We start from the raw sequence: 16,562 nt of genomic DNA, 5'->3' as shown, positions 1-16,562 counted from the left end.
ATCAGCCTCGGGTAAGTCCCATAACTTATCCAGAGCTTGTCTTGAGACAAGAAAGAGAATGATGAAATGAGCTTCGTCATCGGTCTCGTCGTGACCATGGGCTGCATGCTGGGCGGCTTCGCGGCGCTGGGCGGTCATTTGATCGTCCTGTGGCAGCCCTGGGAGTTCGTCATCATCATGGGTTCGGCGCTCGGCACCTTCATCGTCGCCAATCCAACGAAAGTCATAAAGGACACGGGCAAGGCCATCATGCAGGCGGTGCTCGAAAAGACGCCGAAGCGCAGAGACTATCTCGACATGCTTGGTCTGCTGCACGTCCTCATGCGCGAGTTGAGAAGCAAGTCGCGCACGGAGGTCGAGACGCATATCGACCAGCCGGGCGAGTCCCCTCTGTTCGCAGCCTTTCCAAATATCTTGAAGAACGCCGAAGTCACCACATTCATCTGCGACTACTGCCGCCTTTACATTATCGGCAACATCAAGACGTTCGAGATCGAGAATCTTATGGACGAGGAAATCGCGTCCATCAAGCACGACAAGCTGAAGCCCTATCAAGCGCTCACGGCGGTTGGCGACGGGTTGCCGGCGCTCGGGATCGTCGCAGCGGTTCTCGGCGTCATCAAAGCGATGGGCGCTCTCGATCAGTCGCCGGAATTGCTGGGCGGGCTGATCGGGGCTGCGATGGTCGGGACATTTGCCGGAATTTTCGTTTCCTACGGCATCATGACGCCGCTCGCCTATAAGGTGAAGGTCGCGCGCACCAAGGAATGTCACGTCTTTCTCATCATCAAGCAGACGCTGCTCGCCTTCATGAACGGCGCGCTTCCGCAGGTCGCGGTCGAGCATGGACGCAAATCCATCCCCGCGCATGATCGTCCGACGATCGACGAGGTGGAAAGCGAGACGCTGAACGGCGGCGTCGCCGTTGCGGAGGCCGCATGACGGGGCGCGAGCAGAAAGCCGAGGCCGGCGCCGACGAACCGCTCGTCCTCATCGGCGAGGGGGCGCTCGACCGCATGCCGGCGCTTGCACGGCTATATGAGGAAACCGCGTCCAGCTTCTCGGGCTTTCTAGGCGCGTTCAGCGAAGGCGCCAGTCTCTCCTTCGACGGTCTGGAAGCGCTCCGCGTCGGCGAATTGATCGCGGCGGGCGTCGGATATAGACAAATTCTGGTCTATCGCGCGGCTGGCCTCGACTCGCGCGCGGCGCTGGCCGTCGACGACGGCTTTCGCAGTCTGGCGTTCGAATTGCTGCTCGGTTCGAGCATCGTCTCGCCTCTTTCCGATCGTCCGATCACGCGCATCGAGGATTCGATCCTTGCTTTCGCCAGCCTGAAGCTTCTGCAAGGCTTCGCCGAAGCCTTCAGCTCCCTCGCTTCGGTTTCGTTCGAACGTGATTGGGGCGCCGAGGAGGCGGGTTTCTTTTCGCTCGGTCCGAAGGTCGCGGTGGCGGTTCTGGCGCGGCTGACGCTGCAATATCGCGAATATTCGGGGCAGGCGCTTCTCGCCCTGCCGCGAACGGCCATCGATCCCTTCCGCAACGAACTTGCGCGACCGCCTCACGTCGAAGGCCGGGCGAATGACGAAGCCTGGTCCGTCAATCTCTACGACAATATCGTGCGGACGGAAGTGACCGCCGAAGTGCGGCTCGAAGCGCGGGGCTTCACGCTCGGCGATATTGCGCGGCTCGAAGTCGGGGATGTGTTGCGCCTGCCGATCGCGCCGACGAGTCCCATACGCGTCGTGTCGGAAGGGCGGACGCTCTTCTGGTGCACGCTGGGCCAGAAGGACGGGAAATACACTGTGCGGCTCGAGGAATTCTCGGATGAGCGCGAATCCTTCATCGAAAATATTCTGGGCGTCTGAGCGCGCGAAAGGGAAAAGCCGACGATGAGCAATGTCGAACTCGAGCGGGACGGAGCCCGGACGCCGCGCATGCCGGAAAATGGGCCCAGGGCCGGAGACGATGCGCGCATTCAGGCGCGCCGGGTCGAGTCGATCATGCGCATCCCCGTGGTTCTGCAGGTCGTGGTGGGATCGGCGACTTTGCCGGTCGCCAGTCTGTTGAAGCTCGGCCGGGGAGCGGTGCTGCCGCTCGACCACCGCGTCGGCGACCCGGTGGACGTCGTCGTCAATGGCCGGACGATCGCGCGCGGCGAAGTAGTGGTCGTCGAGGAGGACGGCGCGCGCTTCGGCGTATCGCTGACCGAAATCTGCGAGCCCCAGCAAGAGCAGATGAGCTGATCGAAGCCGGGCCATGACGGACCTTGCGGCGCAGGACAAAGAGGATCGCCCTCTCGGCGGCGCGGAGAAAGTCGCCGCAGTGCTGCTGGCGCTCGATCGGGAGGCTTCAAGTCGGGTCTTGAAGCATTTCGACCATCAGGAACTGCGTCGCGTCGCGCGCGTCGCCGCGGGTCTCGGCGCCGTGCCGCAATCGATGTTGGAGAATATCTGCGCCGGGCTTGTCGAAGAGATAAAGGGCGGCGATCCGGATCTCGTCGGCGGTCCCGCGCTTGCCGAGGAACTGCTTGCGAGCGTGCTGCCCGACGAGCAGGTTGCGGACATCATGTCCGACGTCAGGGGGAGCTCGAACCAATATTTGTGGCGGCGCGTCGCGGCTCTGCCGGACACGATGCTGGCGGACTATCTTTCCGCTGAGCATCCGCAGACGATCGCTATCGTCCTGGCGCGGGTCGAGCCCGCCGTCGCCGCCCGCGTCCTCGCGCAGTTGTCCGCGTCGACGCGGGCGCAGGCCATGCGGCGCATGTTGATTTCGAAACCCGCGGCCGAGCCCGTCCTGCATCTTATCGAAGAGGCCTTGCAGGCGGATCTCTTCGCGACGACCAATGCGCCTTCCACGTCGGAGGTAAGCGCCAAGGTCGCGGGGATCGTCAATCAGCTCGAGCGCGAGCAGATCAACGACGTGCTCGCCGGCCTTTCGGAGGCGGAGCCGATGCTCGCCGAGCAGTTGAAGGCGCTCCTCTTCTCGTTTGAGGACATTGCTGGCCTCGGTCAGCGGGCGCGCATGGTCGTTTTCGACCAGGCGCCGACGGATCGCGTGATCCTTGCGCTGCGTGACGCCGATGCGGCGCTCAGAGAGGCGGTTCTCCCCTGTCTCTCGGCGCGCACGCGGCGCATGGTCGAAGCAGAGCTCGCCGCGCCCGCAGAGCCGCCGCGCCGGGAGGTTCTTGCCGCGCAGCGCGAAATCGCGAATCTCGTCCTGCGTCTCGCCGGTCAGGGCCTTATCGATCTGGCCCCCGACATAGCGTCGTGAGCGCGGCCCATGTCGGACAGCGAAGACGCCGAATCCAAAACCGAAGAGGCTACGGAGAAGAAGATAAATGATACGCTCGAGCAGGGACGAACGCCCGTCTCGCGCGACGTCGCTGCTGCGCTTGGCGTTCTCGCTTTGCTCGCATGTCTCGCCTTCCTGTTGGACGCCGTCGGGCCGCGTCTTGCGGAGTCGTTGACGCTGCTTCTTTCGAATTCCGGCGCCCTGCGCCTGCGCACGGAGTCCGACGCTTATGGCTATTTGCAGATTGTGGGGCTCGAATGCGCGCAGTTCCTCCTGCCGATATTGCTGACGACGATGCTTTCGGGCGTCGTCGCGGCTTTCATTCAGGGCGCGCCGCGTATCGTGTTCGACCGCGTGGCGCCGGATCTGTCGCGCATATCGCCCAAATCCGGATGGAGCCGTCTTTTCGGCCTTGCCGGGCTTGTCGAACTTGCGAAGGCCTTGATCAAAATGACGATGGTTGGCGCGGCGGTCGCCATCGTCGTTCAAAGCGATCGCGCCATCTATGTCGACGCCATGCGCATGGAGCCGCGGGGGCTGCCCTCTTTGGGGCTCAAATCGCTGCTTCGCCTGACGAGCGTCGTAGCGCTCTGTCTCGCCGCGCTCGCCGTCGCCGACTTTGTTTGGACAAGGTTCAAATGGCGGCGCGATTTGCGGATGAGCCGGCAGGAACTCAAGGAAGAGTTCAAGCAGTCGGAGGGCGATCCCTTTGTCAAGGCCCGCTTGCGGTCGCTCGCGGCCGATCGTTCGCGCCGGCGCATGATCGCCGCGGTGCCAAAAGCGAGCTTTGTGATCGCGAACCCCACTCATTATGCGATCGCTTTACGCTATGTGCGGGAGGAGGGCGGCGCGCCGCGCGTCGTGGCGAAGGGCAAGGACCTCGTCGCGCTCAAAATCCGGGAGGTCGCGGAAGGAAGCGGCGTGCCCGTGCTCGAACGCAAGGATCTCGCCCGCGCAATGTTCGACATCGTCGAAGTGGACAAAATGATTCCGCAGGACTTCTACCGCCCCATCGCGGAGCTGATACATTTTCTCGATCGCATTTCCGCGCGAAAGAACTATTGAATGACGAGATCGGCCTGCAAGGCGCCGGCGCTCTTGATCGCCTGAAGGATCGAGATGACGCCGGTCGGCTTGAGGCCGATCTGGTTCAGGCCTTTCACGAGTTGCTTCAATGTCGGGCCGGCGAGCATCGCGACTTGCCCCGTCTGTTCCGCGGCGGAGATTGTCGTTTGCGTGGTGACGGTCGTGCGTCCATTCGCGAAAGGCGCCGGCTGGGAGATTTCCGGCGTCTCGGTGATCCGAACCGTGAGCCCGCCATGGGTGACGGCGACGGATGAAATCTGCACATCGGCGCCGATCACGACCGTGCCGGTGCGTTCGTCAATGACGACGCGGGCGGGCGTTTCGACCGCGACGCGCAATTCGCCGATCTCCGCGAGGAGGCGCGTCGCATGCGCGCCTTTCGGCAAAGCGAGAAGGACGCTTCTGTCGTCCCGTTCGCGCGCGAGCGTCATGCGATAACGCTGTCGCGCATATCTGTTGACCGCGTCGGCGACGCGGACCGACGTCGTGTAATCCGGGTTGCGCAATTGCAGGACGAGTTGGCCGTCGTTGGGGACGCTCGGGCGCGGCGCTTCGCGCTCGATCGTCGCGCCGTTCGGAATGCGGCCGACCGTGGCGACGCCATGGGTGAGCGTCTCGTTCTGTCCCTGCGCGGAAAAGCCCGAGACGGCGATCGGGCCCTGCGCAAGCGCATAGACGGCGCCGTCAATTCCAGTGAGAGAGGTCAAGACGAGCGTGCCGCCCATGAGCGACGTGGCGTCGCCCATGGACGAGACCGTGACGTCGATCGTCGTGCCCCAGCTCGCGAAAGGCGGCAGCGCCGCCGTCACCATCACGGCGGCGACGTTGCGCGTGCGCATACTGTTATTGGGGCGCACATTGACGCCCATGCGGTCGAGAAGCGCGGAAGTCGATTGCTCGGTGAAAGGCGCATTGCGCAGCGTGTCGCCAGTGCCCTGCAGGCCGATGACAAGGCCATAGCCGACGAGCTGATAATCGCGCGGGCCAATCGGTGCGGCGATATCCTTGATCCGCACATCGGCGCCGGCGGGCGTCGCAAAGAGCAGGACGAAGGCCAGGATTGCGCGGCGCGTCATCATCCCTCGCCGACGCGCACGGAGCCGTCGCTCTGGACCCGCCCGGAAACGAAAAGGCCGCTATCCTGATTGCGCACGCGGATGAGGTCGCCGACGCCGCCGGCCTGCTGCGCGACGCCATAAGCGACGATTTGCAGCCCGTCTTCGAGAAAGACCATCTTGATCTGCGCGCCGATCGTAATGATGCGCGGGTTGTCCACGGCGATGGCGGGAATGGGTTGACCGGGGAGCAGCGTGCGCCGCGCCACCTTGCCGATGAGCTTGTCGCGCGTGCGCGCATAGAGCGCTTCCGATCCGGGCGCGAGGCCCAAGGCGCGCTCGTCGAGCATCGCCTCCGCAATGACGTCGCCGGGATAGATTGTGAGACGCGCCACCGGAAGCGTCTCCTGCGCGCCGGCCGGCGTGATGGCGCACAGCGCTGCGGACGCGGCGAAGAAGCAGGCGCGGAACGTCATCGAATGCCCTTGGAGATCGTGCCCGCCATTTCGTCGGCGGCCTGAATGACTTTCGAATTGAGTTCGAAGGCGCGCTGCGCGGCGATGAGGCTGACGAGCTCCTTGACGGGATCGACATTGGAGCTTTCGAGATAGCCCTGGTTCACGACGCCAAAACCGGGATCGCCGGGCACGCCGACGATCGGCTGTCCGGAGGCGAAGGTCTGGCGAAACAGATTTCCGCCGAGCGCGTCCATGCCGGCGTCATTGGGGAAAGTGGCGATCGTGAGCTGACCGAGCTGCTGCGGCTGGGTCTGCCCGGCGATCATCGCCGAGACGATTCCGGTCTGGCTCACCGAGACGCTCAGCGTATTGTTCGGCACGGTGACGGTCGGGCTCAGTTGATAGCCGTCGACCGTGACGAGCTGGCCGTTTGCGTTGGCGCTGAAGGAGCCCGCACGCGTATAGAGCGTTTCATTGTCCGGCCCGAGAATCTGAAACCAGCCATGGCCGTTGAGGCTCAGATCATAGGCGTTGCCGGTATTCGACATGGCGCCTTGCTGCTGAAGGCTGCGCACGGCGGCCGTGCGCACGCCGAGGCCGAACTGCGCGCCTTGCGGAACGGTCGCGTCGCGGCCGCGATTAGAGACGCCCTGAATGCGCTCCGTCTGATAGAGCAGATCGGTGAATTCGGCGCGAGCCCGTTTGAACCCGGTCGTATTGATATTGGCGATGTTGTGCGCGATGACTTCGATATTCTGCTGCTGCGCGCTCATGCCGGTCGCAGCGATGGCGAGTGCTCTCACGATCCCAAGCTCCTCAGATCGCCATGCGGCTGATTTCCTGATAGGCGGCGACGGCCTTGTCGCGTAGCGCGATGGCGGTGTGCAGGTCGCGCTCAGCCTGCATGACCGCGCTCACGATATTCTGCGTCGACGTCTTGCCCTCCACGCCGGCGATCGCCGTCGCCTCGCTTTTTTTCAGCGAGTCGACAGTCCCGCTCGCAAATTGTTGCAGCATGTCGCCAAAGGAGGCGGCGGCGATTTGTGCGCCAGCCGCGACGCGCGGCGCGGCGACCGACGTCAGCGCGGTCTCGGCGAGGGGACCGATGGCGGCGGCGGCGATGGGGGCGAGCGGAAGCATCAGAGGCCTTTCAGAAGATCGACGGTCATGGCGAGGAGATCCCGCGACTGTTTCATGATTTGCAGATCGGCTTCATAAGCGCGGTTGGCTTCGCGCATGTCGGCCATCTCGACGAGCAGATTGACGTTGGGCCGTTTCACGTCGCCATTGGCGTCGGCGGCGGGATGTCCGGGATCGCGTTCGATCGCGAAGGGCGTCGCGTCGACGCCAACGCCGTTGACGCGCACGAGCTGGAGTCCCGTCGCGCGATCGAGCTCGTTGACGAAAGCGATCGTCTTGCGCGCATAGGGATCGGCGCCCGGCGTCTTTCCGGTCGATTGCGCATTGGCCATGTTTTCCGAAACGACGCGAAGGCGCGCCGATTGCGCGGCGAGACCGGCGCCGGCGACCTTGAGGGAGGCTTCGAGCGGATCGATCATGCGCGCACCGCCGACATCCACATGCCATGGAAGGCGCGCATGAGATTGGTGTCGAGCGTGAAGGCGCCGCGCACTTCGCCGGCTTTGATCATCTCGAATTCGGGCGAGACGGTGTTGCCGGAATGCGTCGTCTCCCAGCCCTCGGTCGGGCGTATCGCGGCGGCGAGCGTTTCAACGGGGGAGGGGCGAAGATGCTTCGGATCGGCGCCGGAGATGTCGAGCGCGCCGCGCTCCATGACGCGCGAGAAGGGCATGAGGTCCTGCGCCCTGTAGCCCGGCGTATCCGCATTGACGATGTTCTGCGCGACGACGGATTGCCGCGCCGACAGCCAGCTTTTCTGCTGGTCGATCAGATTGAAGAGATAGACCGGCTCCATTGTCCGCCTCGCAAGTCCCGACGTCGCTACGTTAGGGCGCGGCGCTTGCGCCGGGCTGGCGGGGAGCCGGAGGTGAGGCGCCTGAAGGATATCCGCAGACAAATCAGGGATGAGCTTTCACCATGGACGGCGTCAGGAACGCGTGAAGGGCGACTATAACTTAAGACCTATTTTCGTCGCATGCGCAGGGGCTAGACTCAATTGAGCCAGGGCGGCGAGGTCTCTAAATCCAGGTTTGCGGAAAGCGAATAAAATGCGTACGCGGGAAGCGATTGAACATCATTATCGTATCGAGCGCTCGCTTGCCAACAGACTGCGCCACGCTGACAAGTCCGAACGTCGGACGCTGTACACGACCGTATATGACGAACTTTTCCGAACCGTGCCCGATCATCCGCAAATCGTCGCAAAGGGCGATGCTGATACGCAAGCAGCCGATGCGAAGAGGCAGTTTGCAATCTTGAGCCCGTTTCTCAACGAGAACACAACCTATCTGGAGATTGGGCCGGGCGATTGCTCTTTGGCTGTAATGGTGGCTTCTAAGGTCGCCAAGGTCTATGCAGTGGACGTATCAGAGGAAATTACGGCGCTTGCTTCCGTCCCCTCAAATTTCCAACTCGTTGTCTCGGACGGGGCCACGGTGCCGGTCGCCAGCGAAAGCGTTGATGTCGTCTATAGCAACCAACTCATGGAGCATCTCCATGTCGACGATGCTCTCGAGCAGCTCGGTCAAGTTTATGCCGCGTTGAAGCCCGGCGGAGTCTATATATGCGTGACGCCGAACCGTCTTTGTGGCCCACACGATGTTTCCGCGCATTTCGACATTGAGCCAACCGGATTGCACTTGAAGGAATATGATAACCGAGAGCTGATCAGTCTGTTTCGCGCAGCCGGCTTTCGCGATTTCAAGATGAGAGCCAGCTACAAGCGTTTTGTGATGCCGCTGCTGCTGCCAATCAGCCCCTTTACTGCTTATGAAGGATTCATTTCCATTTTCCCCTGTGCAATAAGAAAAAGCCTCGCGGCGCCGTTGATTGCGCTCAAACTCGTCGCCTTCAAGTGATCAACGGGGCGGATTGACGGCGCTTTTCTCGCGCTCGAGGAGCTCACGCTTGCGCGCCACGCCGCCGCGATAGCCCGAAAGCGCGCCGTCGCTGCGCAGGATGCGGTGGCAGGGGATGGCGATGGCGACGGGGTTCGCGGCGCAGGCGCCGGCGACGGCGCGAGTCGCCGTCGGCGCGCCGATGGCTTTCGCAATGTCGGCGTAGCTGGCGGTCTCGCCGGGCGGAACGGCGCACAGCGCCGCCCATACGCCGCGCTGGAACTTTGTGCCGCGCGCGTCGACCGGGAAGGCGACTGGCGAAGACGGATTTTCGATCAAGGCGAGAGCGGCGGCGACGTAAGCATCGCTTGCGCGACCTTCGATGAGCGCGGCGTCGCGGAAGCGCGCGCGCAGCTCGTCGCGCAGGACGTCCGCGTCATCGCCGAACCAGATCGAGCAGACGCCCTTGTCGCTCGTTGCGACCAGGGCGAGGCCAAGGCTGCATTTGTAAAGCCCGTAGCGGATCGCCTCCGCCTTTTGCGGCGTGCGGCCTTCCGGCCGCCTTTCCGCGACATGCGTTGCCGTCATCGGCGTCTCCTCTCTATTCCGGCTCTTATAATAGCGCGCTTTTGCGGATGAGACGACGACAAAGCTTCACGGGAGGCGCGGCGTCCACGCCTCCGCTGTGCGTGGCGTTATTGCGGCTGGCCGCGCAGCGCGTCGCGGATTTCGGTGAGCAGAACTTCGGTCTTCGTCGGCTCCGCCGCCGCGGGCGCCTCGGCCGGCTTTTTCTTCATGCGCTCGAAAGCCTGGATGACGAGAAAGAGCACGAAGGCGATGATGATGAAGTTGACCGCTACGGTGATGAACTGGCCATAGCCGACCACGGCGCCGACTTTCTTCGCCTCCTCATAGGTCATGTCGGTATGCGCCGCCTTGGACAGCGGGATGAAATAGTTGGAGAAGTCGAGGCCGCCAGTGACGGCGCCGATGACCGGCATGATGACGTCGCCGACCATGGAGTCGATGATCTTGCCGAAAGCGGCGCCGATGATGACGCCGACCGCAAGATCGACGACATTTCCACGAAGCGCGAAATTCTTGAAGTCCTGCAACATATCTCGTTCCTGCTCACTTCTGTAACCCAGCGTAAGCGGGACGTTACGACATTTGTGCGCCGCGTCAATGTCGCTGAATTTTGGTTGAAGCGCGCGGGCTTAGCGCGCAAGCGCGGCAAGCTCCGCCTCGGAAAAGAGCCGCGAGCGCGTCAGAAAGCGGCTCCCTGTGCCGTTATCGAGCGAGAACATGCCGCCCTGGCCGGGCACGACGTCGATGATGAGCTGAGTGTGCTTCCAGTAATCGAATTGCGCTTGCCCGATATAGAAGGGCGCGCCGCCGATCTCGCCGAGCTTCACGTCATTATCGCCGACGAGAAAGTCGCCTTGCGGATAGCACATCGGCGCGGAGCCGTCGCAGCAGCCGCCGGACTGGTGGAAGAGGATGTGGCCATGCTCGCGCGACAGGCGCGCGATGAGATCGAGCGCGGCGTCGGTGGCGGTGACGCGAGGCGGTTGATCCATCCCATTCTCCGGAACGTGTCATCCCCGGCGCCGCGAAGCGGCGACCGGGACTCCAGAATTGCAGATCAGAGCGCCTCCTCAGAAGAATCCCAGCTTCTTCGGGCTGTAGCTCACCAGCATGTTCTTCGTCTGCTGGTAATGATCGAGCATCATCTTGTGGTTCTCGCGCCCGATGCCGGACTGTTTATAGCCGCCGAAAGCCGCGTGCGCGGGATAGGCGTGGTAGCAGTTCGTCCAGACGCGGCCGGCCTGGATCGCGCGGCCGAAGCGATAGCAGCGATTGACGTCGCGGCTCCACACGCCGGCGCCGAGCCCGTAAAGCGTGTCATTGGCGATGGCGAGCGCCTCGTCGTCGTCCTTGAAGGTCGTCACCGACACGACGGGGCCGAAGATTTCCTCCTGGAAGACGCGCATGCGGTTGTGACCTTCAAGCACGGTGGGTTTCACATAGAAGCCGCCGGCCAGGTCGCCCTCGAGCGTGTTGCGCGCGCCGCCGGCGAGCACCTTTGCGCCCTCCTGCTTGCCGATGTCGATGTAGCTGAGAATCTTTTCGAGCTGCTCGGAAGAGGCCTGCGCGCCGATCATCGTCTCGGGATCGAGCGGATCGCCCTGTTTGATCGCGCCAACGCGCTTCAGCGCCCGCTCCATGAAGCGGTCATAGATCTTCTCGTGAATGAGCGCGCGGCTTGGACAGGTGCAGACTTCGCCCTGATTGAGCGCGAACATCACAAAACCTTCGACCGCCTTGTCGAGATACTCGTCGTCCTCGCGCGCCACGTCCTCGAAGAAGATGTTGGGCGATTTGCCGCCGAGCTCCAGCGTCACGGGAATGAGATTCTGACTGGCGTATTGCATGATCAACCGGCCGGTCGTCGTCTCGCCGGTGAAGGCGATCTTCGCGATGCGGCTCGATGAGGCGAGGGGCTTGCCGGCCTCGAGGCCGAAGCCGTTGACGATGTTGAGCACGCCTTTCGGAAGAAGATCGCCGACGACTTCGGCCCAGACGAGAATGCTCGCGGGCGTCTGCTCGGCGGGCTTCAGCACGACGCAATTGCCGGCGGCGAGCGCGGGCGCCATTTTCCATGCGGCCATCAGCAGCGGGAAGTTCCACGGGATGATCTGGCCGACGACGCCGAGCGGCTCGTGGAAATGATAGGCGACGGTGTCGTGGTCGATCTCCGAGATGCCGCCTTCCTGCGCGCGCACGGCGCCGGCGAAATAGCGGAAATGGTCGATCGCGAGCGGAATGTCGGCGGCCATCGTCTCGCGGATCGGCTTGCCATTGTCCCAGCTCTCGGCCGTGGCGAGGAGGGCCAGATTCTCCTCCATGCGGTCGGCGATCTTGTTCAGGATGCGCGCGCGCTCTGTCGTGCTCGTTTTGCCCCACGCGTCCTTGGCCGCATGCGCCGCGTCGAGCGCGGCCTCCACATCGTCCTTGTCGGAGCGGGCGATCTCGCAAACCTTACGGCCGGTGACGGGCGAAATATTGTCGAAAATGCGGCCTGACTTCGCGTCCGCCCATTCGCCATTGATGAAATTGCCGTAGCGCGCCTTGAAGGGCGGCTGCGCCGTCGCGAAAGTTTCATGCTTGGTCATGAGGCTTCCTTGCGTTTCCTGAGGACCGCGCGTTCGCCGCGCCTGTTATTGTCCGAAGATAGTAACGCACAGGCCCGCGCCAAGGGAAAGGGCGCGTCGCGACCCCTCGGAACGCTTGGCCTTGGCATTCCGACGCGACGGCTCCGATTGTGGGAGACGCAGTCCCTATTCCCGTCATTGCGAGCATTTTTTCGAAGTCGGGCATACCCGACTTCGCCATATGCTCCTCGCAATGACGGGCGATATGAGCGCCTAGTCGAGACAGGCTTTCGCCAGCGCCTGGAACGCCCGCGCCCGATGCGAGAGCGCGCGCGAGCCGTCGCCGGGCAGCGCGTGCTTTTCGGCCGACATCATCTCGCCGAAGGTCTTGTCGAGTTCGTCCGGCTTGAAGATCGGATCATAGCCGAAGCCCTTGTCGCCCCTGGGCGGGAAGACCAGAACGCCGTCCACGCGGCCTTCGAATTCTTCGATATGTCCATCCGGCCAGACCACGGCGAGGGCGCAGGTGAAATTGGCGCGGAAGGGCGGCGTGGCGCCGCGCTCTTCGAGCTTCTGGCGCACAAGCTCGCAGGCCGCCTTGAAGTCGCGATTCTCGCCCGCCCAGCGCGCGGAATAGATTCCCGGCGCGCCGTCGAGCGCATCGACGCAGAGGCCGGAATCATCGGCGAAGGCGGGCAGGCCCGAGGCCATGGCGGCGGCGCGGGCTTTCAGCGCGGCGTTGCCGGCGAAGGTCGTTTCCGTTTCTTCCGGCTCCGGCAGGCCGAGATCGCCGGCCGAAACCGCGTCGACGCCATGCGGCGCGAGGAGCTGTTGCAGCTCCCAGAGCTTGCCGGGATTATGCGTCGCGATGACGAGTTTGCCGTGAATTTTGCGGTGGCTCATTCCCTCTCCCCAACCCTCCCCCGCAAGCGGGAGAGGGAGCAGATTTTCGCCCTCATCGAGAAAGCGGATCGCGAGCGTCCCCTCTCCCGCGCAAGTGTGGGAGGATAGGGAGGGGGGCGCCGGGTTCTTTTTACTTCTTCGCGCCGCGCGCCGCGCGCCTGGCGAGCGTGCGCAGACGCAGCGCGTTGAGCTTGATGAAGCCCTCCGCGTCGCGCTGGTCGTACGTGCCGCCTTCCTCGAAGGTGACGAGGTCCTGATCGTAGAGCGACCACGGGCTCTCGCGGCCCACCAACGTCGCCGATCCCCTATAGAGCTTGAGGCGCACGCTTCCCTCGACATGCTCCTGGCTCTTGTCGATCGCCGCCTGCAGCATTTCGCGTTCGGGCGAGAACCAGAAGCCGTTATAGATCAGCTCCGAGTAGCGCGGCATCAGCTCATCCTTGAGATGCGCGGCGCCGCGGTCGAGCGTGATGCTCTCTATGCCGCGATGCGCGACGAGCAGGATCGCGCCGCCGGGCGTCTCGTACATGCCGCGCGACTTCATGCCGACGAAGCGGTTCTCGACGAGGTCGAGACGGCCAATGCCGTGCTTGTGGCCAAGGTCGTTCAGGCGCGCGAGCAGCATCGCGGGCGAGAGCGCCTCGCCATTGATCGAGACGGCGTCGCCCTTCACGAAGCCGATCGTCACATATTCCGGCGTCTCGGGCGCGTCCTCGGGATGGCCGGTGCGCGAATAGACGTAATCGGGCGTCTCCTGCGCCGGGTCCTCCAGCACCTTGCCTTCCGACGAGGTGTGCAGAAGGTTGGCGTCAGTGGAGAAAGGCGCCTCGCCGCGCTTGTCCCTGGCGATCGGGATCTGATGCGCCTCGGCGAAGGAAATGAGGTCGGTGCGGGACTGGAAATCCCATTCGCGCCAGGGCGCGATCACGGTGATGTCGGGCTCCAGCGCATAATAGCCGAGTTCGAAGCGCACCTGATCGTTGCCCTTGCCGGTCGCGCCGTGGCAGACCGCGTCCGCGCCCGTCTTTCTGGCGATCTCGATCTGCTTCTTGGCGATCAGCGGGCGGGCGATGGAGGTGCCGAGCAGATAGAGACCCTCATAGACAGCGTTGGCGCGGAACATCGGGAAGACGTAGTCGCGCACGAATTCCTCGCGCAGATCTTCGATGAAGATGTTTTCGGGCTTCACGCCGAGCAGCAGCGCCTTCTCCCGCGCCGGTCCCAGCTCCTCGCCCTGGCCGAGATCGGCCGTGAAGGTGATGACCTCCGCGCCATAGGTCGTTTGCAGCCATTTCAGGATGATGGAGGTGTCGAGGCCGCCGGAATAGGCGAGGACGACTTTCTTGATGTCTTTCTTGGCGCGGGTCATTTTCGGCTCGGCTGGTTTGGAAGTCGCGCGGACTATAGGCGCCGCGCGCCCCAGCGCAAGCGCGGCCCGGGCGGAACGCTCACAGCCGTGATCGGGCCGACCAAACAGACGGCCGCCCTGAGGGGCGCCGCCCCGAAAGTGAGGGCCTTCGTCGCCGCCTGCGCCGCGCCCTGAGCTCGGGCGGCCTCGTCTTTCCGGGCGGGGGCGGCTACAATGGCGTCATGAGCGAGCATACGCATACGGCCAAAATTGCAGGGCTTACCCCGGCGCGCCGCCGCGCGCTCGATATTCTGACGCAGGCCAATCGGCCCGTCGGCGCCTATGAGATGATCGATCTCATGGCCGGCGCCGACGGCAAGCGGCCCGCGCCGGTCTCGGTCTATCGGGCGCTCGCTTTTCTGCTGGACAATGGGCTGGCGCATCGCCTTGAATCCAAGAACGCCTTCGTCGTCTGCGGCCATTCGCACGGGGCCGAGGAGCCGGTCGTCTTCCTGATTTGCGAGCAGTGCGGCGAGGTGAAGGAGGCGACCTCGGCCGGGCTTGCGCGCGAACTCTCCGCGCTTGCGGGCGAAGCCGGCTTCAAGGCGCGCACGCGCGTCGTGGAGATCGCCGGGCGCTGCGCGCGCTGCGCCGGCGGCTGACGATGCGCGCCGCCGCCGATCCCCGCCATTTCGCCTTGCGCGGGCTGTTGCTGTTCCTTTTCTCGCTCGCCGCCGCGCTCGCCTTCGCCGCGCCGAACTATCCCGAGCTCACCGGACGCGTCGTCGATCAGGCGGGCGTTTTGCAGGAATCGACGAAGGCCGGCCTCACCTCGAAGCTCCGCGATCTCGAAAACAAATCGAGCATCCAGCTCGCCGTCGCGACGATCAAGTCCCTCGACGGCTACGACGTCGAGACCTACGCCAACGGCCTTTTTCGTTATTGGAAACTCGGCGAAGCCAAGAAGAACAACGGCGTTCTTTTTCTCGTCGCCCCCAATGAGCGCAAGATGCGCATCGAGGTGGGCTATGGGCTCGAGGGCGTGCTCACCGACGCGCTGTCCAAGGTCATCATCGCCAGCGCGGTGACGCCAAAATTCAAGGCGGGCGATTTCAACGCCGGCGTCGAGAACGGCGTCGACGGCATTATCGAAGTGCTCAGCGGCGACAGGTCGGAATGGGCGAAGAGACTGCCGCCGCAGCCCTCCGCATTTGAGGAGATGCTGCCGCTCCTCATCTTCGCGCTGTTCATCTTCATCTTCATCATGATGGCGCGCAGCGCCGGGCGGCCGACCAATTATCGGCGTTATCGCCGCGGCGGGCCGCCGATCATCATCCTGCCGCCGAGCGGCGGCGGCTGGCGCGACGACGGCTGGTCGGGCGGCTCCTCCGGCTCGTCCTGGGGCGGCGGGGACGGGGGCTTTGACGGTTTCTCCGGCGGCGGCGGATCGTCGGGCGGCGGCGGCGCCTCGGGGGATTGGTGATGCGGCTTTCGGACGAAGACCTCGACCGCATCGCCGCGGCGATCGGCGAAGCGGAGAAGAAAACCTCCGGCGAGATCGTCTGTGCGCTCGCCCGCCGCGCGTCGGATTACGCCTATGTGCCGCCGCTCTGGGCGGCGTTCTTCGCGCTTGCGACGCCCTGGCCGCTGGCGGAGTTCACCACGCTCTCGGCCATTCACATCTACGCCATCCAGATCGGCGTCTTCATGGCGGCGGCGCTCTTGATCTGGCAGCCGTCGATCCGGATCTTTTTGACTCCCCGCCTCGTTAAGAAACGCCGCGCCGAACGCGCCGCCATCGAGCAGTTCTTCATGCGCGGCGTCGCGGGCACCAAGGGCAGGACAGGCGTCTTGATCTTCGTCTCCTTCGCGGAGCACTACGCCCGCATCATCGCGGATGAGGGGCTGAACGGGAAAATCTCGGACGCGGAATGGGCGGCGGCGCTGGAGCCGTTGCTGGCGCGCCTGGGGCAGGGGCGCTGCGCGGAGGGGTTTATCGCGACGATCGAGGAATGCGCGCGGCTGCTGGCGCGGGCGGCTCCGCCGGGGACGGAGGGAGATGAGCTGCCGGATAAGGTTTATGTGAGTTGAGGGAGAAAAGAAGCCTTTCTTCCAACACGTCTTAGCTTAGGTCGACGGTAGCGATAATAATTATACATTTCTGACCCATAAATTTCTCTTAGGACGCGCCGTAGCTCAGTCGATGAGCTGGGCGGTATCTGCTGGTTTTGATCAACGAATCTGACGGCCTTAATGACCGCATTGTATCCGATACGACATCCGAT

The 16,562-nt window shown here is 63.8% G+C and carries 21 protein-coding genes; 9 read left to right on the top strand and 12 right to left on the bottom strand.

Annotated elements, in window-relative coordinates; genetic code table 11:
• Positions 1–66 precede the first annotated feature (66 nt).
• The 5 genes from motA (at position 67) to MMG94_RS08795 (ending at position 4,359) form a co-directional block, all read left to right on the top strand.
• Positions 67–942, top strand: coding sequence for a flagellar motor stator protein MotA (gene motA, locus MMG94_RS08815; protein WP_016918314.1), 876 nt, complete (start codon positions 67–69; stop codon positions 940–942).
• Positions 939–1,865 (top strand): FliM/FliN family flagellar motor switch protein, encoded by a 927-nt coding sequence (locus MMG94_RS08810; RefSeq protein ID WP_016918315.1) that lies wholly within the window; start codon positions 939–941, stop codon positions 1,863–1,865. Before motA ends, MMG94_RS08810 begins: the two co-directional genes overlap by 4 nt.
• A 69-nt stretch (positions 1,866–1,934) precedes the next feature.
• Positions 1,935–2,243, top strand: a complete 309-nt coding sequence (gene fliN / locus MMG94_RS08805; protein ID WP_026016027.1) for a flagellar motor switch protein FliN — start codon at positions 1,935–1,937, stop codon at positions 2,241–2,243.
• 13 nt (positions 2,244–2,256) lie between these two features.
• Positions 2,257–3,273 (top strand): flagellar motor switch protein FliG, encoded by a 1,017-nt coding sequence (locus tag MMG94_RS08800; protein WP_016918317.1) that lies wholly within the window; start codon positions 2,257–2,259, stop codon positions 3,271–3,273.
• A 9-nt stretch (positions 3,274–3,282) separates the two neighbouring features.
• Positions 3,283–4,359, top strand: coding sequence for an EscU/YscU/HrcU family type III secretion system export apparatus switch protein (locus MMG94_RS08795; protein WP_016918318.1), 1,077 nt, complete (start codon positions 3,283–3,285; stop codon positions 4,357–4,359).
• On the opposite strand, the gene flgI is transcribed toward MMG94_RS08795, so the two are convergent.
• The 6 genes from flgI to MMG94_RS08765 are packed head-to-tail and all read right to left on the bottom strand — an operon-like array spanning position 4,353 to position 7,829.
• Entirely contained in the window at positions 4,353–5,459 is a 1,107-nt protein-coding gene (flgI, locus tag MMG94_RS08790; protein ID WP_016918319.1) for a flagellar basal body P-ring protein FlgI, read from the bottom strand. The two genes, MMG94_RS08795 and flgI, sit on opposite strands and share 7 nt — an antisense overlap.
• Positions 5,456–5,911, bottom strand: a complete 456-nt coding sequence (gene flgA / locus MMG94_RS08785) for a flagellar basal body P-ring formation chaperone FlgA (protein ID WP_016918320.1) — start codon at positions 5,909–5,911, stop codon at positions 5,456–5,458. Before flgA ends, flgI begins: the two co-directional genes overlap by 4 nt.
• Positions 5,908–6,696, bottom strand: a complete 789-nt coding sequence (gene flgG, locus MMG94_RS08780; protein ID WP_026016028.1) for a flagellar basal-body rod protein FlgG — start codon at positions 6,694–6,696, stop codon at positions 5,908–5,910. The genes flgA and flgG overlap by 4 nt, the downstream gene beginning before the upstream one ends.
• 13 nt (positions 6,697–6,709) lie before the next feature.
• Entirely contained in the window at positions 6,710–7,033 is a 324-nt protein-coding gene (gene fliE / locus MMG94_RS08775) for a flagellar hook-basal body complex protein FliE (RefSeq protein ID WP_016918322.1), read from the bottom strand.
• Positions 7,033–7,452, bottom strand: coding sequence for a flagellar basal body rod protein FlgC (gene flgC, locus MMG94_RS08770; RefSeq protein WP_016918323.1), 420 nt, complete (start codon positions 7,450–7,452; stop codon positions 7,033–7,035). Before flgC ends, fliE begins: the two co-directional genes overlap by 1 nt.
• The gene (locus MMG94_RS08765; RefSeq protein ID WP_016918324.1) at positions 7,449–7,829 is read right to left on the bottom strand and encodes a flagellar basal body protein; all 381 of its coding nucleotides are present in this window, start codon (positions 7,827–7,829) and stop codon (positions 7,449–7,451) included. The genes flgC and MMG94_RS08765 overlap by 4 nt, the downstream gene beginning before the upstream one ends.
• A gap of 253 nt (positions 7,830–8,082) precedes the next feature.
• Here MMG94_RS08765 and MMG94_RS08760 point away from each other — a divergent pair, with 253 nt between their 5' ends.
• Positions 8,083–8,892 carry a class I SAM-dependent methyltransferase gene (locus MMG94_RS08760; RefSeq protein WP_016918325.1) on the top strand — a complete coding sequence of 270 codons (810 nt, stop codon included), beginning with the start codon at positions 8,083–8,085 and terminating at the stop codon, positions 8,890–8,892.
• Here the strand turns inward: MMG94_RS08760 and MMG94_RS08755 are convergent, their stop codons facing one another.
• The 6 genes from MMG94_RS08755 to MMG94_RS08730 all read right to left on the bottom strand — a co-directional run bounded on the left by MMG94_RS08755 (position 8,893) and on the right by MMG94_RS08730 (position 14,298).
• Positions 8,893–9,459 (bottom strand): methylated-DNA--[protein]-cysteine S-methyltransferase, encoded by a 567-nt coding sequence (locus MMG94_RS08755; protein ID WP_016918326.1) that lies wholly within the window; start codon positions 9,457–9,459, stop codon positions 8,893–8,895.
• Between the two features lie 107 nt (positions 9,460–9,566).
• Positions 9,567–9,989: a large conductance mechanosensitive channel protein MscL gene (gene mscL / locus MMG94_RS08750; protein ID WP_016918327.1), complete on the bottom strand. Its 423-nt coding sequence runs from the start codon at positions 9,987–9,989 to the stop codon at positions 9,567–9,569.
• Positions 9,990–10,088: 99 nt separating this feature from the next.
• Entirely contained in the window at positions 10,089–10,451 is a 363-nt protein-coding gene (locus tag MMG94_RS08745; protein WP_016918328.1) for a DUF779 domain-containing protein, read from the bottom strand.
• A 78-nt stretch (positions 10,452–10,529) separates the two neighbouring features.
• Positions 10,530–12,047: an aldehyde dehydrogenase gene (adh, locus tag MMG94_RS08740; RefSeq protein ID WP_016918329.1), complete on the bottom strand. Its 1,518-nt coding sequence runs from the start codon at positions 12,045–12,047 to the stop codon at positions 10,530–10,532.
• Positions 12,048–12,299: 252 nt separating this feature from the next.
• Complete coding sequence (rdgB, locus tag MMG94_RS08735; protein WP_016918330.1) at positions 12,300–12,929, bottom strand: RdgB/HAM1 family non-canonical purine NTP pyrophosphatase; 630 nt, start codon at positions 12,927–12,929, stop codon at positions 12,300–12,302.
• Positions 12,930–13,059: 130 nt separating this feature from the next.
• Positions 13,060–14,298 carry an argininosuccinate synthase gene (locus MMG94_RS08730; protein ID WP_016918331.1) on the bottom strand — a complete coding sequence of 413 codons (1,239 nt, stop codon included), beginning with the start codon at positions 14,296–14,298 and terminating at the stop codon, positions 13,060–13,062.
• A 221-nt stretch (positions 14,299–14,519) separates the two neighbouring features.
• Between MMG94_RS08730 and MMG94_RS08725 the strand changes: the two genes are divergently transcribed.
• Genes MMG94_RS08725 through MMG94_RS08715 form a run of 3 tightly spaced genes read left to right on the top strand, consistent with a single transcriptional unit; the run spans position 14,520 to position 16,368 of the window.
• Positions 14,520–14,939, top strand: a complete 420-nt coding sequence (locus MMG94_RS08725) for a transcriptional repressor (RefSeq protein WP_016918333.1) — start codon at positions 14,520–14,522, stop codon at positions 14,937–14,939.
• Positions 14,940–14,941: 2 nt separating this feature from the next.
• Positions 14,942–15,760 (top strand): TPM domain-containing protein, encoded by an 819-nt coding sequence (locus tag MMG94_RS08720; RefSeq protein WP_016918334.1) that lies wholly within the window; start codon positions 14,942–14,944, stop codon positions 15,758–15,760.
• Entirely contained in the window at positions 15,760–16,368 is a 609-nt protein-coding gene (locus MMG94_RS08715; protein WP_016918335.1) for a TPM domain-containing protein, read from the top strand. Before MMG94_RS08720 ends, MMG94_RS08715 begins: the two co-directional genes overlap by 1 nt.
• The last annotated feature ends 194 nt before the right edge of the window (positions 16,369–16,562 follow it).

It is taken from the genome of Methylocystis parvus OBBP, from assembly GCF_027571405.1.
Lineage (GTDB): Bacteria > Pseudomonadota > Alphaproteobacteria > Rhizobiales > Beijerinckiaceae > Methylocystis > Methylocystis parva.
Note: the sequence above shows the minus strand (reverse complement) of the source record. Positions and strands in the feature narration are given on the sequence as shown.

Bases quoted from the DNA above. Each gene is read 5' to 3' on its own strand.
- adh (WP_016918329.1), bottom strand. From the start codon at position 12,047: ATGACCAAGCATGAAACTTTCGCGACGGCGCAGCCGCCCTTCAAGGCG.
- MMG94_RS08715 (WP_016918335.1), top strand. From the start codon at position 15,760: ATGCGGCTTTCGGACGAAGACCTCGACCGCATCGCCGCGGCGATCGGC.
- MMG94_RS08755 (WP_016918326.1), bottom strand. From the start codon at position 9,459: ATGACGGCAACGCATGTCGCGGAAAGGCGGCCGGAAGGCCGCACGCCG.
- MMG94_RS08800 (WP_016918317.1), top strand. From the start codon at position 2,257: ATGACGGACCTTGCGGCGCAGGACAAAGAGGATCGCCCTCTCGGCGGC.
- mscL (WP_016918327.1), bottom strand. From the start codon at position 9,989: ATGTTGCAGGACTTCAAGAATTTCGCGCTTCGTGGAAATGTCGTCGAT.
- MMG94_RS08720 (WP_016918334.1), top strand. From the start codon at position 14,942: ATGCGCGCCGCCGCCGATCCCCGCCATTTCGCCTTGCGCGGGCTGTTG.
- MMG94_RS08795 (WP_016918318.1), top strand. From the start codon at position 3,283: ATGTCGGACAGCGAAGACGCCGAATCCAAAACCGAAGAGGCTACGGAG.
- MMG94_RS08725 (WP_016918333.1), top strand. From the start codon at position 14,520: ATGAGCGAGCATACGCATACGGCCAAAATTGCAGGGCTTACCCCGGCG.
- flgA (WP_016918320.1), bottom strand. From the start codon at position 5,911: ATGACGTTCCGCGCCTGCTTCTTCGCCGCGTCCGCAGCGCTGTGCGCC.
- MMG94_RS08730 (WP_016918331.1), bottom strand. From the start codon at position 14,298: ATGACCCGCGCCAAGAAAGACATCAAGAAAGTCGTCCTCGCCTATTCC.
- MMG94_RS08765 (WP_016918324.1), bottom strand. From the start codon at position 7,829: ATGGAGCCGGTCTATCTCTTCAATCTGATCGACCAGCAGAAAAGCTGG.
- MMG94_RS08745 (WP_016918328.1), bottom strand. From the start codon at position 10,451: ATGGATCAACCGCCTCGCGTCACCGCCACCGACGCCGCGCTCGATCTC.
- fliE (WP_016918322.1), bottom strand. From the start codon at position 7,033: ATGCTTCCGCTCGCCCCCATCGCCGCCGCCGCCATCGGTCCCCTCGCC.
- MMG94_RS08810 (WP_016918315.1), top strand. From the start codon at position 939: ATGACGGGGCGCGAGCAGAAAGCCGAGGCCGGCGCCGACGAACCGCTC.
- rdgB (WP_016918330.1), bottom strand. From the start codon at position 12,929: ATGAGCCACCGCAAAATTCACGGCAAACTCGTCATCGCGACGCATAAT.
- fliN (WP_026016027.1), top strand. From the start codon at position 1,935: ATGCCGGAAAATGGGCCCAGGGCCGGAGACGATGCGCGCATTCAGGCG.
- flgC (WP_016918323.1), bottom strand. From the start codon at position 7,452: ATGATCGATCCGCTCGAAGCCTCCCTCAAGGTCGCCGGCGCCGGTCTC.
- flgI (WP_016918319.1), bottom strand. From the start codon at position 5,459: ATGATGACGCGCCGCGCAATCCTGGCCTTCGTCCTGCTCTTTGCGACG.
- MMG94_RS08760 (WP_016918325.1), top strand. From the start codon at position 8,083: ATGCGTACGCGGGAAGCGATTGAACATCATTATCGTATCGAGCGCTCG.
- motA (WP_016918314.1), top strand. From the start codon at position 67: ATGAGCTTCGTCATCGGTCTCGTCGTGACCATGGGCTGCATGCTGGGC.